Raw genomic sequence first — 15,266 nt, 5'->3', positions numbered from 1 at the left:
GCACCGCTCGCTCCTACAGGTATTGCGCGATCCCTGTAGGAGCGAGCGGTGCGGCGATCCGACTTGCCCGCGAAGAGGCCCGTACAAACACCTTTACTCCCCCGCGATAAAACTCACCCGCACCTTCAACCCCGCCTTCTCACCATCGTGCAAGCTGATCTGCGCCAGGTGCGCACGACAAATCTCACCGACGATCGCCAACCCCAGCCCGGACCCGGCCACCTGCTGGTTGCGCCGGTAAAAGCGCTCGAACACCCGATCCCGCTCATCAATGGGAATCCCCGGTCCGTCGTCTTCGACCTCCAGCACCGCCGGCGCCGTGACCCGCAGAATCACATTGCCACCCGGCGGCGTGTGCGCGAGGGCGTTGTCCACCAGATTGCTCAGCAGTTCGTTCAACAGCGTCGGCTCGCCGCGCAGCCACACCGGTTCGTCCGCCTCCAGCGCCAGGGCTACGCCGCGCGCGTGGGCCAATGGCGCCATGGCCATGCCCAGTTCGCGAGCCAACTGACTCAGGTCCAACAACTGCGCACCGCCCTCGGCAATGGCCCGGGCCCCGTTTTCTACCCGCGCCAGCGAAAGCAATTGATTGGCCAGGTGAGTCAGGCGATCCGTGCCTTGTGCAGCGGTTTCCAGAGTGCTGCGCCAGGTTTGCGGCTCGTTTGAACGCAGGCCCAGTTCGAGTCGCGCCTTGAGCGCCGCCAATGGCGTACGCAGTTCATGGGCGGCATCGGCAATGAATTGCGCCTGCCGCTCGAACTGCCCGCGCAGGCGCTCGGTAAAGTGATTGAGCGCGCGCACCAACGGCCACAATTCGTGCTGCACTTCCACCAATGGCAATGGGCGCAAATCATCCGACTGACGCTCTTCCACCGCCGTGCGCAAGCGCTCCAGCGGACGCAACGCCGCGCTGACCGCAAACCACACCATCAGCAACGCACCGACCGCCAGCATGCTCAAACGCAGCAACGTGTCCGCCGCCAGACTGCGGGCCATGGCCACCCGCGCCTCGTCGGTTTCCGCCACGCGGATTTCCGCCATGCCGTTCATGTTCGGCTCGCTCACGGGTTTGAGCAGGCTCACCACGCGTACGTTCTGCCCACGGTATTGGGCGTTATAGAAACGCGCCAGCGCCGGGTAGTCATCGGTACGCGGCGTTCCCGGGGGCGGCGGAGGGAGGTTTTCGTAACCGGAAATCAGCTTCTGATTGATGTCGTTGACCAGGTAAAAAATCCGCCCGGCGCTGTCGTAGGCGAACGTATCGAGGGCCACGTAAGGCACGTCGGCGCTGAGGCTGCCATCGCGCTGAGACACGCCGGCGGCGATGGTCCGCGCCGACGCCAGCAGCGTCCGGTCATAGGCTGTGTCGGCGGCTTCGCGACCATTCCAGTACGCGCTCAAACCGCTGGCCAGCATTAGCACCACCAACAACAGCGCGAGGTTCCACAACAACCGCCAGCGCAGGCTGCTGGGCTTATGCATCGCGGCTTTCCAGCAAATAACCGAGGCCGCGGAAGGTCACGATGGCGACCGGTTGGCCGTCGAGTTTCTTGCGCAGGCGGTGGACGTAGATTTCGATCGCATCCGGGCTGGCTTCTTCGTCCAGGCCAAACACTTGGGAGGCCAGTTGCTCTTTGCTCATCACCCGACCGGGCCGGGCGATCAATGCTTCAAGAACCGCCTGTTCGCGGGAGGTCAGGGTCAGCAATTCCTCACCGAGGGTGAAGCGCCGAGTGTCCAGGTCATAGGCCAGCACGCCGCAGCGCTGCTGGCGCTCACCGCCCAGCACACTACGCCGCAACAAGGCTTTGACCCGTGCTTCAAGCTCGGTCAGTTCGAAAGGTTTGGCCAGGTAATCGTCAGCGCCGAGGTTGAGCCCGTGAACCCGATCCTTGACGTCGCTGCGAGCGGTCAGCATCAGCACCGGCAGGTTTTTGCCCCGGGCCCGCAGGCGCGCCAGCACTTCAAAACCATCCATGCGTGGCAAGCCCACATCGAGGATCGCCACCGCGTATTCCTCGCTGCTCAACGCCAGGTCGGCCGCCACACCGTCGTGCAGCACATCCACGGTCAGCCCGGTGCTCTTGAGCGCCTGGGCGACACTTTCGGCGAGCTGCAGATGGTCTTCGACGAGCAGGACACGCATGGATCTTTACCTCATTCAGGGATGGTCGACGCCATTCTTTGGCGCGGAGTTTACAGCCGCATCCGCCACTGTGAAGCCTGAAAACCGCGAAAGTCTGCTGAAAGGTTAGCGAAAGGTTAGCCCGTTAGAGTCCAGCCACGGACAGTTTCGACTGCCGTCGCTACGCACATAGCGATACGAAAAACGCCTCGAAGCGTTTTCGCCAAATAAGAACAATAAAACGGAGTATTTCACGATGCTGTCTACGCAGACTCAGGCTCGCCCGCCTGTTCGTTTCTCTCGCCTCAGCCACACCGCCCTTGCCAGTGCCGCCGCCTTCGCCGGTTTTTCGCCGTTGAGCCAGGCTGCCTTTTTCGAAGACAGTACGGCAACCCTCGAAACCCGCAACATGTATTTCAACCGTGACTTTCGCGACGGCACCAGCGCCCAGCAATCGAAGCGGGACGAATGGGCTCAGGGGTTCATGCTCAATCTGCAATCGGGTTACACCGACGGCACCGTGGGGTTCGGTGTCGATGCGTTGGGCATGCTCGGCGTCAAACTTGATTCGAGTCCCGACCGCACAGGCACCGGCCTGTTGCCGACCCACGATGACGGTCGGGCGGCGGATGAATATTCCAAGCTGGGCCTGACCGGCAAAGTGAAAATCTCGGCCACGGAACTGAAAATCGGCAGCCTGATTCCGGAGCTGCCGATCCTCAAGCCCAACGACGGGCGTATCCTGCCGCAGACGTTTGAAGGCGCCTCGTTGACCTCCAAAGAGATCAAGAACCTGACCTTCACCGGCGGGCGACTGGAAAAAGCCAAGGACCGCGACAGCACCGATTTCGAGGACATTGCCCTCAACAACAAAAACAGCCGCTTCGCCGGCACCGCGGCCGGTAAACACTTCGACTTTGGCGGCGTGGACTACAAGTTCACCGACAAGATCACCGGCAGTTACCACTTTGCACAACTCGATGAAGTCTATAACCAGCACTTCCTCGGCATGGTGGCATCGGAAAAATTTGGCCCCGGCACCTTCGGCACAGACCTGCGTCTGGCCATCAGCGACGATCAGGGCGCAGCCCGTGGCGGCAAGATCGACAACAAATCCCTCAACGGTCTGGTGAGCTATGCCCTGAGCGGGCATAAATTCAGCGCCGGTTATCAGCACATGTCCGGCGACAGCGCGTTCCCGTACGTTGATGGCAGCGATCCGTACCTCGTCAACTTCGTGCAGATCAACGACTTTGCCGGCGCCGAAGAACGCTCCTGGCAGGCGCGCTACGACTTTGATTTTGCCAGGCTCGGCATTCCCGGCCTCAGTTTCATGAGCCGTTACCTCAGCGGTGACAACATCAAGCTCAAGAACGGCGACGAAGGCAAAGAGTGGGAGCGCAACACCGAGATCAAATATGTTGTACAAAGCGGCGCCCTCAAGGACGTTGCCGTACGCCTGCGTAATGCCACCTACCGTTCCAACTACTCCGCTCGCGATGCCGATGAAGTGCGTCTGCTGGTGAGCTATAGCGTTGCCCTTTGGTAATTCAGTACGTCCATAACAAAAACTCTTAAGGAGACAAAGATGAACTTATCACTGCGTAAAGTTGCTCTAGCCGCCAGCTGCATGCTGTTCGCCGGCCAACTGATGGCCGAGCCAAAACGCCCTGAATGTATCGCCCCGGCCTCGCCAGGCGGCGGTTTCGACCTGACCTGCAAACTGGCGCAAAGCGCGCTGGTGAACGAAAAACTGCTGACCAAACCGATGCGCGTGACCTACATGCCCGGCGGTGTCGGCGCGGTGGCGTACAACGCGGTAGTCGCTCAACGTCCGGCCGACGCCGGCACGTTGGTGGCGTGGTCCAGCGGTTCGCTGCTGAACCTGGCCCAGGGCAAGTTCGGTCGTTTCGATGAAACCAACGTTCGCTGGCTGGCCGCCGTCGGCACCAGCTACGGCGCCATCGCGGTGAAAAGCGACTCACCTTACAAGTCCCTGGACGATCTGGTCCAGGCACTGAAGAAAGACCCGAGCAAAGTGGTGATCGGCTCCGGCGGCACCGTCGGTAGCCAGGACTGGATGCAGACCGCGCTGATCGCCAAGGCCGCCGGGATCAACCCGCGCGACCTGCGTTACGTCGCCCTCGAAGGCGGCGGTGAAATCGCCACTGCCCTGCTCGGCGGCCACATCCAGGTGGGCAGCACCGACATCTCCGACTCCATGCCGCACATCCAGAGCGGGGACATGCGCTTGCTGGCGGTGTTCTCCGAGAAGCGTCTGGACGAACCGGAAATGAAAGATATTCCGACCGCCAAAGAGCAAGGCTACGACATCGTCTGGCCAGTGGTTCGCGGCTTCTACCTCGGGCCAAAAGTCAGCGACGAAGACTACGCCTGGTGGAAAGGCGCCTTCGACAAACTGCTGGCATCCGACGATTTCGCCAAGCTGCGCGATCAACGTGAGCTCTTCCCGTTCGCCATGACCGGCCCGGAGCTGGACACCTACGTGAAGAAGCAGGTTGCGGACTACAAAGTGCTGGCCAAAGAGTTCGGCCTGATCCAGTGATCGCCTCTGTCTAGCGGCCACGGTCCCGTTTCGCGGGGCCGTGGCACAGGAGTTTCCCATGCTCTTACAACGCATTTTTGCTTCGGTGCTGTTGCTGGCCTGTCTCAGCCTGGTGCTGATGGCCTGGCCCTACCAGGCGCCTTTTTCCTACGAACCGATCGGACCACGGGCCTTCCCGCTTTTGATGCTGGGGCTGATGGGTTTGGGGCTGGTTTACATGGTGTACCGCCCCTCGCCCATCAAACACACCGATGAAGATCCGCCGATGGATCGCGAAACCCTGACCAAGATTGGCCTTTGCGTGGTGTTGCTGCTGATCTTCGCCGGCCTGTTCGAACCCTTGGGCTTCATCCTCAGCAGCCTGCTGATTGGCATTCCGATGGCACGCCTGTACGGCGGGCGCTGGTTGCCGAGCGTGGTGATTATCAGCCTGATGAGTGTCGGGCTGTACCTGCTGTTCGACAAAGTGATGGACGTGCCACTGCCTCTGGGCCTGCTCGACGTTCTGGAGAACTGATATGGATACGCTTGGTTATTTGAGTCACGGCTTCGGCGTCGCATTGACCCCTTACAACCTGGTGACCGCGCTCTGCGGCACGCTCATCGGCACCGTCGTCGGCCTGCTGCCGGGGCTTGGGCCGATCAACGGCGTCGCGTTGTTGATCCCGATTGCCTTCGCCCTGGGCCTGCCGCCGGAATCGGCGTTGATCCTGCTGGCGGCGGTCTACCTGGGCTGCGAGTACGGCGGCCGGATCAGTTCGATTCTGCTGAACATTCCGGGCGAAGCCTCCACCGTAATGACCACCCTCGACGGCTACCCAATGGCGCGTCAAGGGATGGCGGGCGTTGCGCTGTCGTTGTCGGCCTGGAGCTCGTTCATCGGCGCCTTCATCGCCACCTGCGGGATGGTGATCTTCGCGCCGATTCTGGCGAAATGGGCGATTGCCTTCGGACCCGCGGAATACTTCGTACTGATGGTGTTCGCGATTGTCTGCCTCGGCGGCATGGCCGGCGATCGACCGCTGAAAACGTTTATTGCGGCGTTGATCGGCCTGTTCCTGTCCACCGTCGGCATCGATGCCAACAGCGGTGTCTATCGCTTCACCGGCGACAACATTCACCTGACCGACGGCATTCAGTTTGTGGTGCTGGTACTGGGCCTGTTCTCCATCAGCGAAATCCTCTTGCTGCTGGAAAAAACCCACCGAGGCCAGGAAGCGTTCAAAGCCACCGGTCGCATGATGTTCAACTTCAAGGAAGCGGCTTCGGTGTTCTGGGTGAACATGCGTTGCGGTGTACTCGGGTTCATCATGGGCGTGCTGCCGGGGGCCGGGGCGACTCTGGCCAGTGCCGTGGCCTACATGACCGAGAAACGTATCGCTGGCCCTAGCGGAAAATTCGGACAAGGCGACAAGCGTGGTCTCGCCGCCCCGGAAACCGCCATCGGTGCCGAAGCCTGCGGTGCGCTGGTGCCGATGCTGACCCTCGGCGTTCCAGGCTCGGGCACCACAGCGGTGATGATCGGCGCACTGTCGCTGTACAACATCACACCGGGCCCGCTGCTGTTTCAACAGCAACCGGACATCGTCTGGGGCCTGATCGCGTCGTTGTTCATCGCCAACATCATGCTGGTGATCCTCAACATCCCGATGATCCGCATCTTCACCCGCATCCTCGCCGTGCCGAACTGGGCGCTGGTGCCGATGATTGCGATCATTACCGCTATCGGTGTTTTCGCGGTGCATGCCACCACCTTCGATCTGTTCCTGATGATCGGCATCGGCATCTTCGGCTACATTCTGCGCAAGCTGGACTTTCCGTTATCGCCCGTTCTACTGGGCTTCATCCTCGGAGGTTTGATGGAACAGAACCTGCGCCGAGCCTTGTCGATCTCCAACGGTTCACTGGAGATTCTCTGGTCGAGCGGGATCACCATGGGTGTCTGGGCGTTGATCGCAGTGATGCTGCTGGTGCCGATCCTGCGAATCTGGCGCAAACGTTCGGTAGCCCGGCGCGCTATCGCCGATGTCTGATCGAACACCCTTCAAAGCCTGGTGGGGAACCCCGCTGGTCGGTCTGTTGGGCGGTTACCTAGCCAGCCAGATTGGCTGGCCACTGCCGTGGATGGTCGGCTCGTTGCTGGCGATCATCCTGGTACGCTGCCTGACACCCTGGCAATTGGCGGAAATCCCTGGCGGCCGCAAGTGCGGCCAGTGGGTCGTCGGTATCGGCATCGGCCTGCACTTCACCCCGGTGGTGATGGAGCAGGTGTTGAGCCACTTCGGTCTGATCTTCTTCGGTGCGTTGATCACCAGCCTGTCCGCCGTGGTCGGGGTCTGGTTGATGCGGCGCTCCGGCGAGGATCGCGCCACCGCGTTCTTTTCCAGCATGCCCGGCGGCTCCGGGGAGATGGTCAACCTCGGCGCACGTAATGGCGCGGTGCTCAGCCGCGTTGCGGCAGGGCAAAGCTTGCGGGTGTTGGTCGTGGTGTTCTGTGTGCCGGCGGCCTTCAAATATTTGTTGGGTTACGGCGCACCGATCTTGCATCCAACCGCCGTCAATGGGTGGTGGCTGGCCCTTCTATTCCCGGCAGGCGCGTTGGCGGCCTGGATCTGGGAACGTCTTCGTCAACCCAACCCGTGGCTGTTCGGGCCGTTGCTGGTGAGTGCGGCGGTGAGCATTGGTTGGGATTTGCACATCGGCTTGCCCAATGGTGGCAGCCAGATCGGCCAATGGCTGATCGGCAGCGGATTGGGCTGTCACTTCAATCGGCAGTTTTTCCGTCGCGCCCCTTCATTCATGGGCAGGACCTTGGTCGGGACGGTGCTGACCATGTTGATCGCCACAGCGGCGGCGCTGGGCTTGAGCGCATTGACCCACCTGGATCTGCGTTCGCTGACGTTGGGCATGATGCCCGGCGGCATTGCTGAAATGAGCCTGACGGCAGAGACCCTGCAATTGTCCGTACCGCTGGTGACGGCGATGCAGGTGATGCGGCTGCTGTTTGTGTTGTTTCTGGCGGAGCCGTTGTTCAGGTATTGGAATCGCGAGCCGGATTCTGTCTGAAAGACCGAGTCGTCCCCTTCGCGGGCAAGCCTCGCGCCTACAGGTCGTGCGAGGATTCTGTAGGAGCGAGCGGGCGGCGATCCGACTTGCCCGCGAAGCTTTTCAAATCGGCGGCAACCGCCATTCAATCGGCGTTTCGCCATTCTGCTCAAGATACTTGTTGGTCCGGCTGAAATGCCCGCACCCCAGAAAACCTCGATAGGCGGACAGCGGTGACGGGTGCACCGAAGTCAGCACCAGGTGCTTGGTGGCGTCGATGAGTTTCTGCTTGCTCTGGGCATGGGCGCCCCACAGCATGAACACCAGATGCGGTTGCTGTTGGCTGACCACTTCAATGATTCGATCGGTGAAAAACTGCCACCCCTTGTCCTTGTGCGCGTTGGCGTTGGCGCGTTCCACGGTCATGGTGGTGTTGATCATCAGCACGCCCTGGTCGGCCCAGCTTTGCAGGCAGCCGTGACTCGGGATGTCGATGTTCAGGTCGCGTTTCAACTCTTTATAGATGTTCACCAATGACGGCGGCGCCGGTACGCCCGGTTGCACCGAGAAGCACAAGCCGTGGGCCTGTCCCGGGCCGTGATACGGGTCCTGTCCGAGGATGACGACCTTGACCTTGTCCAGCGGTGTGGAGTTAAGTGCGCTGAAAATCATCGGTCCCGGAGGATAGATTTCCTTGCCCGCCGCGCGCTCCTGTTGCAGGAAATTACGCAACTCTGCCATGTAGGGCTGGTCGAATTCGGCACGCAGTGCTTCCTTCCAGCTCGGTTCGAGTTTGATACGGTCGTCAGCAGTCATGGTTACATCCGGCAAAAACAATGGAGCGAACCCTAGGAAAGCCCATCACGCTTGTCAATTGATCTGACGCAGATCCGGCACTTTCCTGCATAGCGATCATACTGAACGCTCAAATTCCCGATCGAGGTCACGATGAATCTGCACTTCGAAGAACTCACCGGCACCGACGGCGCACGCATCGGCATCGCCAGCCTGGATGCCGAAACGTCCCTCAATGCCCTGTCCTTGCCAATGATCAACGCCTTGCGCGATCAACTGGAGGCCTGGGCCAAAGAGCCGCAAATCGTCTGCGTAGTGTTGCGCGGCAAGGGCGCCAAGGCCTTTTGCGCCGGCGGTGAAGTCCGCAGCCTGGTGGAAGCCTGTCGCACCCATCCAGGCGAAGTGCCGCCGTTGGCCGCGCACTTCTTTGCGGCGGAATATCGCCTGGACTTCAATCTGCACACGTACCCTAAACCGCTGATCTGCTGGGGGCATGGTTATGTGCTCGGCGGCGGCATGGGGCTGCTGCAAGGGGCGAGCATCCGGATTGTCACGCCAAGCAGCCGACTGGCGATGCCGGAGATCAGTATCGGTTTGTACCCGGACGTCGGGGCCAGTTGGTTTCTGTCGCGTCTGCCCGGCAAGCTCGGATTATTCCTCGGCCTGACCGGCGCTCATATGAACGGTCGCGATGCGATCGATTTGGACCTTGCCGACCGTTTCCTGCTCGATGAACAGCAAGAAAAGCTGATCGAAGGCCTGCTGCAATTGAACTGGCAGGAACAGACGCCGATGCAGCTGAACAGCCTGCTCAAGGCGTTGCAGCAGGAAGCGCTCGCGCAAATGCCCGAAGCCCAGTGGCTGCCACGACGTCAGCAGATCGATGAGCTGCTGGATGTCAGTGACGTGCGCTGCGCCTGGAAGGCCATCAGCCAGCTGCGCGACAACACGGATCTGCTCCTCAGCCGTGCCGCGAAAACCATGAGCGAAGGTTCGCCCCTGACCGCTCATCTGGTGTGGGAGCAGATTACTCGCGCCCGGCACCTGTCATTGGCGCAAGTCTTTCAGATGGAATACACCCTGAGCCTCAACTGCTGCCGTCATCCGGAGTTCAGCGAAGGTGTACGTGCGCGGTTGATCGACAAGGACCAGAAACCTCGCTGGCATTGGCCGGACATCAACAACGTACCGGATGCGGTGGTGCAAGCGCATTTCCAAAAGGCCTGGGAAGGTCGGCATCCTCTGGCTGATCTATCGGTGTATTGAAAATCGGGCACAAAAAAAGCGGCGCTTCATGCGCCGCTTTTTTATGGAGGGCTTTTGTGGACAGTTAGCGGTGGCTGCCTCGGCCATCGCCGCGACCGTTGTGGTCGCCCCATCCGCCGTGATTGTTGCGTCCGCCGCGATAGTCCTTGTTCCCACCGCCACGGTTACGACTGTCCCAACCGCCACGGCTATGACCCTCCCAACCGTCACGGCCATGACCATCCCAACCGCGATGCTGATGGGCCCTGTAGTCGGCTCGTGGCGCCGGCTGGTAGTAGCGCGGAGCCGGTTGATAAATCCGCGGCTGGTAGTAATACCGCGGTGTTGGCTGGTAATACCGGGCAGGCGGTGAGTAATACCTGCGCGGCGCCGTGTAATAACCGTCATTGGAGTAATAAGACCCGCCACCGGAGTAATACGGCGCTGGGGACGTATAAACCTCGGAACGGTAGTAAGTGGCTCCTCCATCGGAATAGGGCACGCACGCACCAAGAGACAATCCCAATACAGCTATCAGAAGAATTTGGCAGAGCTTTTTTCGACGGAGCATGGCGGCCTCCTGGACCGCGAGTGAGCCACACCAGCGACGCTGGTAGGCGACAGTCAATTATTCGGTGACTGTCAAAGGATCAGACATCGAATTGGAAATCTGGTGCGCTCTCGCAACAAGTTGAAACAGGTCGCCGATGAAAGGTTTTTCATCAAATTGCGTTCCATTACGGTGCAACTGCGCACCAATGGGTAATGGTGTCCCTGGCCCCGGACGGAATATTCGTAGCTGCCGCTGTGAGGTTTGGGCAGTTGGATGACCAGGCCCTTCATGCTGTCGAGCTCGCCGAGGCTCTGCCCGATCCGCGCGCGCCTTCTGGGGGCCCAGGCGATCCTCGACAGCCTGACCGAGTTGCCGAACCGTCGCGGCTTCGACTTGCAAGACCGGTCTGATGATCGCCGAGAAAAATCGTCAGCATGTCGAGCAACAGCGTTATGCCTACAACGATAAGGCCTTGCAGCTGACCGTGAGCATCGGCGTTACCACCCTGCAGACCGATGACACCTTGCACACGCTGCTCTCGAGGGCTGATCATGCGATGTACCGGGCCAAGCAAGCCGGCCGTAACCGCACCTGCGTGGAAATGCCTCACTCCAGTTATGCATAACCCTAAATGAGCAAGCCTGACCTCTGCCCGGCGTGCGGCGCCTCCAACGACTGTACGCTGGCCGACCCGCGAACCGCCGATCGAGCCTGCTGGTGCTACGGCGTCAGCATCGACCCGGCAGTGCTCGAAGCGCTGCCGGCCGGCTTGCGCGACATCTCCTGTTTGTGCCCCGGCTGCGCTCAGGTCGAGGCGCAGTTGCAAGCATCCGCCCGGCCGATCACGTAAGATGCGCGACCCTTTCCCACCGACCTCTAGCCATGCGCGTTGACCGTTTCCTCAGCAACCTGCCGCGCTTCAACCGTAAGCAGGTACGTCTGTTGCTGGTGGAAAAACGCGTCAGGATCGACGGAACAATCGTCAGTGACCCTCACGCCGAGGTACGCGAGTTCAGCCGTGTCGAGGTCGATGACGAGGTGCTGCAAGTCGGCAAACCGGTGCGTCACTTCATGCTGCACAAGCCAGCCGGCTGCGTCAGCGCCACTCGTGATCCGGAGCACCCGACCGTACTCGACCTGATCCATGAGCCGGACAAGGATGAGCTGCACATCGCCGGTCGGCTAGATTTCAACACCACCGGTCTGATGCTGATCACCAACGATGGCAGCTGGTCGCGACGCCTGACCCAACCACAGACCAAACTGCCCAAGGTTTATTACGTCGAGACTGAGCAGGACATCGGCCCGGAGTATGCAGTCGCGTTCACCGAGGGGCTGTACTTCGCCTTTGAGGATCTCACCACCCAACCTGCCGAGTTGGTGCTGCTCGGGGCAAAATCGGCGCGGCTGAGCATTGTCGAAGGTCGATATCACCAGGTGAAGCGGATGTTCGGCCATTTCGACAACAAGGTGCTGCGCCTGCACCGCGAAAGCATGGGCCCGCTGGTGCTCGACAATGCGCTGAAACCGGGCGAGTACCGCGCATTACGCACCGAAGAGATCCATTTGATCTAAGCAGCGTACCGCTGAGCAGAAGTTGTCGAACAATTTACGAATGACACTTGCGCGATCACGTGACCCCTGCTTGAATCAGGACGTCGGCCGAAATGTGACCGACGAGTCACAACATACTTCTAAGAAACTTTTTGCCGGTAGAGAACCCTCAGGTTCCGCCTCAGACCGACAGACTGCCCGCCAATAACAATACCCGTCGACCGGACTGCATTGGATCGACATGGGCCTACAAATTCCAGGCGTATGCCTACCTGTCACAAAGCTCGTGCAATCTCATTTGCGCGCATACCCGCTTGCTTGGAGTCTTATGACATGAGGCCAGAAATCGCTGTGCTGGATATACAGGGTCAGTATCGGGTTTACACGGAGTTCTATCGCGCAGACGCCGCAGAGAAGACCATTATCCTGGTCAACGGCTCGATGGCCACGACTGCGTCGTTCGCACAAACCGTGAAAAACCTTCATCCACAGTTCAATGTGGTCTGCTACGACCAGCCCTACGCGGGCAAGTCAAAAGCCCACAACCTGCATGAGAAATTGCTGACCAAGGAAGTCGAAGGGCAGATCCTCCTGGAGCTGATCGACCACTTCGGCGCCGAACACGTGCTGTCGTTTTCCTGGGGTGGCGCCGCGACCCTGGTCGCCCTGGCCCAACAGCCACGGCGCATCGAAAAGGCCGTGATCAGCTCGTTCTCCCCGGAGATCAACGCGCACATGCTCGACTACCTCGAGCGCGGTGTTGACTACCTCGGCAGCCGTGACGGCGACCGGGTCGGCAACCTGGTGAACAGCACCATCGGCAAACACCTGCCGACGCTGTTCAAGCGCTTCAACTATCGCCACGTCAGCAGCCTGGCCGAGCATGAATACGGGCAGATGCACTTCCACATCAGCGACCTGCTCAACAGCGATCGCCAGTGCTTTCTCAAAGCCGCAGAGAAAATCAACGTGCCGGTGCTGTTCATGAACGGCGAATGGGACGAATACACCGCCGCCGATGGCGCCCGGTTGTTCGCCAACCACGTGCAAAACGCCACCTTCAGCACCTTACAGGCCACCGGCCACTTTCTCGACATGGAGCACAAAGCTGCCTGCCGAGACAGCCGCGACGCACTGCTGGGCTTCCTGAAACCGGCGCAACACGCTAGCCGACCGCGTTACCACTACGTCCAGGACCAACATGCATTGGCCATCTGAAACAGAGTCATCGCGAGCAAGCTTCGCCCTGTAGGAGCAAGGCTTGCCCGCGAATGACCGTCACGCGGTCACTGCATGTGTTTCACCCGGCGATAAAGCCGTCTCGCGCAAAGAAAAACTTCATTTCCACGCGTACATCTGGTACAAAGTCAGCCGCTCTGAGCGGGTGTCGTATAATGGCATTACTCCAGCTTCCCAAGCTGATAACGAGGGTTCGATTCCCTTCACCCGCTCCAATCGAATTTCGGTCTCGCGTTGTTTTTTGACAGGGGATGCAGGTAAAGAAAAAACCGGTCTTGATGACCGGTTTTTTTGTGTCTGAATTTTGAGCTACGCGAGCGCAGGGTGGATGGCAAAACCCTGCAATACAGAAAACGACTCACCTGAGGCCATCTCCCTAACTATCTCCTCACGTCCTCCTAACTCGTTTCCTGTCACCTTACCATCGGTGCCCTGGAAGGCTCAGTGGTTATAGTGTTGATCATAAAAATTCAGTAGGTATAGTAACCACCTAAGCACACCACAGGGAGGTGATGTGAATAGCCGATTTTTGATAAGCCAAATCGTTGCGGATGGCTGGTACCTAGTGCGAATCAGGGGCAGTCATCATCACTTTAAGCATCCGATCAAACCGGGGCTGGTAACAATTCCTCATCCGAAAAAGGATCTGCTCAAAAAAACGGCCATGAGTATCTTGCAACAGGCGCTGCTCTGACAATCTCATACGCGGCGTCCCAGGAGGACAATGAACATGCTTTACCCAATTGCAATTTCAATGGGCGATAACGAACACGCTTGGGGGGTGGAAGTACCGGATATTCCAGGGTGCTTCTCAGCCGGTAAGGATTTAGATGATGCTATGGCAATGGCTCGCGAAGCCATTGAGGGCCATTTCGAGCTTCTGGCAGAGGACGGCTCGCCGATCCCGCCTGCCAACAAAGTCACCTTGCATGCTGCCAATCCGCAATATGCGGGGTGCACCTGGGCTGTGGTGGATATTGATGTCACCAAGTATTTGGGTAAAGCCCAGAAGCTGAACATCACATTGCCCGGATACTTGCTCAACCGAATCGATGAGTACGTATTGCATCATCCGGAAGAGAAAAGCCGTTCGGGCTTTCTGGCTTCAGCAGCATTGAAGGTGTTGCAGCAAAGCTGATGACCTTGTTGCAGTGATGTTTCTACCGGCCGTGAGTGGCCGGTTTTTTGTGGGTGGGATTTAGTGAACCGCTGATTTTTCATCCTGAACGATCAGTCGACGCCTGCCGTTAGCTGTCGAGAACCCATTCACTAGTGGCACGAAAGTGGCCAATTATCGAAAAGGCAAGGTCCTACACTACGGTGGGAATTGTCCGTAGACTTGCGCATTGCTGTGCATTTGCATCGAGGCCTATAGTCGAGCCGGCGCCAAAATGGCGCTTCGGGTTTGGCGACTCGATCCAATGAACAAAAGCTTCCGAGCAGTTTTCGGATCGCTTTAAAGCACTTAGTTGCCTGCTTTTTGGTAGCTGTGCGCGGGAGACCTTCGGGTCTGCCGGGTTGTCCATTGTCCGGTTCGCCAACCTGCGTACAGCTGCCACCCTTTTCGTTTGGCGACGATTGAGTGGTAGACCTCTTAACCCAATGGAGCTCTACTCATGAACGAATACATGGCTTTAACCAGCAACGCCGACGACCTTCCCTCGCTCTACGTAAATACCACCCAACCGCGGCATTCACTGCTCAGCACCGCCAGTTACAGAATTCGGGCCGTGACGCAGCTTCTTGAAAACCTCGCGATGCGAGGTGACATCACGTCTGACTCGGTGATCCTCAGCGACTTTGCGTTGCTCTGTTGCGTGCCCTTGCGCGACGGTTGCGATGTGCTGGACGTCATTGCTCGACGCATGGACGCAGAACCGTCCTGACGTAAAACCGGGCGCCTTTCGGGGTGCCTTTTGCGTGTCATGGCCGGCCAACATTGGTCAGAAAGAGATCGCATGAGCGATGTGTCACTGTGGCGAGGGAGCTTGCTCCCGCTGGGTCGCGAAGCGGCCCCAAAAAGGCCTGCTGCGTAGTTCGACGGGAGCAAGCTCCCTCGCCACAGGTTCGTGTCACGCTGAACTGCCTCGCATTATTCTGGATGACGGTTTGCAACTGAATCGAGCTTACAAATCCCCAACGTA

General features: G+C 59.3%; 16 protein-coding genes, 1 tRNA gene and 1 pseudogene. 14 read left to right on the top strand and 4 right to left on the bottom strand.

Annotated elements, in window-relative coordinates; genetic code table 11:
• Positions 1-93: 93 nt before the first annotated feature.
• Both ACYZTM_RS22525 and ACYZTM_RS22520 read right to left on the bottom strand, forming a co-directional pair.
• On the bottom strand, positions 94-1,482 hold the full coding sequence (locus ACYZTM_RS22525; RefSeq protein WP_131063192.1) for a sensor histidine kinase: 1,389 nt from the start codon (positions 1,480-1,482) through the stop codon (positions 94-96).
• On the bottom strand, positions 1,475-2,146 hold the full coding sequence (locus tag ACYZTM_RS22520) for a response regulator (protein ID WP_038358340.1): 672 nt from the start codon (positions 2,144-2,146) through the stop codon (positions 1,475-1,477). Before ACYZTM_RS22520 ends, ACYZTM_RS22525 begins: the two co-directional genes overlap by 8 nt.
• A gap of 235 nt (positions 2,147-2,381) precedes the next feature.
• Here ACYZTM_RS22520 and ACYZTM_RS22515 point away from each other — a divergent pair, with 235 nt between their 5' ends.
• Genes ACYZTM_RS22515 through ACYZTM_RS22495 form a run of 5 tightly spaced genes read left to right on the top strand, consistent with a single transcriptional unit; the run spans position 2,382 to position 7,757 of the window.
• Positions 2,382-3,674, top strand: coding sequence for an OprD family porin (locus ACYZTM_RS22515; protein WP_461984735.1), 1,293 nt, complete (start codon positions 2,382-2,384; stop codon positions 3,672-3,674).
• 39 nt (positions 3,675-3,713) lie between these two features.
• A complete protein-coding gene (locus ACYZTM_RS22510; protein ID WP_131063194.1) occupies positions 3,714-4,691 on the top strand; it encodes a Bug family tripartite tricarboxylate transporter substrate binding protein in 978 nt (325 codons plus the stop codon).
• A gap of 58 nt (positions 4,692-4,749) precedes the next feature.
• Entirely contained in the window at positions 4,750-5,208 is a 459-nt protein-coding gene (locus ACYZTM_RS22505) for a tripartite tricarboxylate transporter TctB family protein (protein ID WP_461984733.1), read from the top strand.
• Position 5,209: 1 nt separating this feature from the next.
• Positions 5,210-6,724 carry a tripartite tricarboxylate transporter permease gene (locus tag ACYZTM_RS22500; RefSeq protein ID WP_131063196.1) on the top strand — a complete coding sequence of 505 codons (1,515 nt, stop codon included), beginning with the start codon at positions 5,210-5,212 and terminating at the stop codon, positions 6,722-6,724.
• Positions 6,717-7,757, top strand: coding sequence for an AbrB family transcriptional regulator (locus ACYZTM_RS22495; RefSeq protein WP_461984729.1), 1,041 nt, complete (start codon positions 6,717-6,719; stop codon positions 7,755-7,757). The genes ACYZTM_RS22500 and ACYZTM_RS22495 overlap by 8 nt, the downstream gene beginning before the upstream one ends.
• A 102-nt stretch (positions 7,758-7,859) precedes the next feature.
• Here ACYZTM_RS22495 and ung read toward each other — a convergent pair whose 3' ends face one another.
• Positions 7,860-8,552: a uracil-DNA glycosylase gene (gene ung / locus ACYZTM_RS22490; protein WP_461984727.1), complete on the bottom strand. Its 693-nt coding sequence runs from the start codon at positions 8,550-8,552 to the stop codon at positions 7,860-7,862.
• A 132-nt stretch (positions 8,553-8,684) separates the two neighbouring features.
• On the opposite strand from ung, the gene ACYZTM_RS22485 reads away from it, so the two are divergent.
• The gene (locus ACYZTM_RS22485; RefSeq protein ID WP_461984725.1) at positions 8,685-9,797 is read left to right on the top strand and encodes an enoyl-CoA hydratase/isomerase family protein; all 1,113 of its coding nucleotides are present in this window, start codon (positions 8,685-8,687) and stop codon (positions 9,795-9,797) included.
• 64 nt (positions 9,798-9,861) lie between these two features.
• Here the strand turns inward: ACYZTM_RS22485 and ACYZTM_RS22480 are convergent, their stop codons facing one another.
• Complete coding sequence (locus ACYZTM_RS22480) at positions 9,862-10,347, bottom strand: hypothetical protein (protein ID WP_461984723.1); 486 nt, start codon at positions 10,345-10,347, stop codon at positions 9,862-9,864.
• A gap of 379 nt (positions 10,348-10,726) precedes the next feature.
• Between ACYZTM_RS22480 and ACYZTM_RS22475 the strand changes: the two are divergent.
• The 8 genes and pseudogenes from ACYZTM_RS22475 to ACYZTM_RS22440 all read left to right on the top strand — a co-directional run.
• A pseudogene (locus tag ACYZTM_RS22475) lies at positions 10,727-10,954 on the top strand (GGDEF domain-containing protein); the annotation flags it as partial.
• A 6-nt stretch (positions 10,955-10,960) separates the two neighbouring features.
• Positions 10,961-11,179, top strand: a complete 219-nt coding sequence (locus tag ACYZTM_RS22470) for a cysteine-rich CWC family protein (RefSeq protein WP_131063201.1) — start codon at positions 10,961-10,963, stop codon at positions 11,177-11,179.
• A gap of 32 nt (positions 11,180-11,211) precedes the next feature.
• Positions 11,212-11,904 carry a pseudouridine synthase gene (locus ACYZTM_RS22465; protein ID WP_131063202.1) on the top strand — a complete coding sequence of 231 codons (693 nt, stop codon included), beginning with the start codon at positions 11,212-11,214 and terminating at the stop codon, positions 11,902-11,904.
• 312 nt (positions 11,905-12,216) lie between these two features.
• Positions 12,217-13,101 (top strand): alpha/beta fold hydrolase, encoded by an 885-nt coding sequence (locus tag ACYZTM_RS22460; RefSeq protein WP_131063203.1) that lies wholly within the window; start codon positions 12,217-12,219, stop codon positions 13,099-13,101.
• A 162-nt stretch (positions 13,102-13,263) separates the two neighbouring features.
• A tRNA-Gly gene (locus ACYZTM_RS22455) sits at positions 13,264-13,337 on the top strand.
• 299 nt (positions 13,338-13,636) lie between these two features.
• Entirely contained in the window at positions 13,637-13,816 is a 180-nt protein-coding gene (locus tag ACYZTM_RS22450) for a type II toxin-antitoxin system HicA family toxin (RefSeq protein ID WP_131063204.1), read from the top strand.
• Between the two features lie 36 nt (positions 13,817-13,852).
• Positions 13,853-14,260 (top strand): type II toxin-antitoxin system HicB family antitoxin, encoded by a 408-nt coding sequence (locus tag ACYZTM_RS22445; protein WP_461989186.1) that lies wholly within the window; start codon positions 13,853-13,855, stop codon positions 14,258-14,260.
• A 478-nt stretch (positions 14,261-14,738) separates the two neighbouring features.
• A complete protein-coding gene (locus tag ACYZTM_RS22440) occupies positions 14,739-15,008 on the top strand; it encodes a short-chain dehydrogenase (RefSeq protein WP_461984720.1) in 270 nt (89 codons plus the stop codon).
• The last annotated feature ends 258 nt before the right edge of the window (positions 15,009-15,266 follow it).

Source organism: Pseudomonas sp. MDT2-39-1, from assembly GCF_054898085.1.
The sequence above is the reverse complement of the archived record's forward strand: the minus strand, read 5'-3'. Positions and strand labels throughout refer to the sequence as shown.

Coding starts and splice junctions, on each gene's coding strand:
- ACYZTM_RS22465 (WP_131063202.1), top strand. CDS start 11,212: ATGCGCGTTGACCGTTTCCTCAGCAACCTGCCGCGCTTCAACCGTAAG.
- ACYZTM_RS22470 (WP_131063201.1), top strand. CDS start 10,961: ATGAGCAAGCCTGACCTCTGCCCGGCGTGCGGCGCCTCCAACGACTGT.
- ACYZTM_RS22510 (WP_131063194.1), top strand. CDS start 3,714: ATGAACTTATCACTGCGTAAAGTTGCTCTAGCCGCCAGCTGCATGCTG.
- ACYZTM_RS22500 (WP_131063196.1), top strand. CDS start 5,210: ATGGATACGCTTGGTTATTTGAGTCACGGCTTCGGCGTCGCATTGACC.
- ung (WP_461984727.1), bottom strand. CDS start 8,552: ATGACTGCTGACGACCGTATCAAACTCGAACCGAGCTGGAAGGAAGCA.
- ACYZTM_RS22515 (WP_461984735.1), top strand. CDS start 2,382: ATGCTGTCTACGCAGACTCAGGCTCGCCCGCCTGTTCGTTTCTCTCGC.
- ACYZTM_RS22495 (WP_461984729.1), top strand. CDS start 6,717: ATGTCTGATCGAACACCCTTCAAAGCCTGGTGGGGAACCCCGCTGGTC.
- ACYZTM_RS22440 (WP_461984720.1), top strand. CDS start 14,739: ATGAACGAATACATGGCTTTAACCAGCAACGCCGACGACCTTCCCTCG.
- ACYZTM_RS22460 (WP_131063203.1), top strand. CDS start 12,217: ATGAGGCCAGAAATCGCTGTGCTGGATATACAGGGTCAGTATCGGGTT.
- ACYZTM_RS22520 (WP_038358340.1), bottom strand. CDS start 2,146: ATGCGTGTCCTGCTCGTCGAAGACCATCTGCAGCTCGCCGAAAGTGTC.
- ACYZTM_RS22525 (WP_131063192.1), bottom strand. CDS start 1,482: ATGCATAAGCCCAGCAGCCTGCGCTGGCGGTTGTTGTGGAACCTCGCG.
- ACYZTM_RS22485 (WP_461984725.1), top strand. CDS start 8,685: ATGAATCTGCACTTCGAAGAACTCACCGGCACCGACGGCGCACGCATC.
- ACYZTM_RS22445 (WP_461989186.1), top strand. CDS start 13,853: ATGCTTTACCCAATTGCAATTTCAATGGGCGATAACGAACACGCTTGG.
- ACYZTM_RS22505 (WP_461984733.1), top strand. CDS start 4,750: ATGCTCTTACAACGCATTTTTGCTTCGGTGCTGTTGCTGGCCTGTCTC.
- ACYZTM_RS22480 (WP_461984723.1), bottom strand. CDS start 10,347: ATGCTCCGTCGAAAAAAGCTCTGCCAAATTCTTCTGATAGCTGTATTG.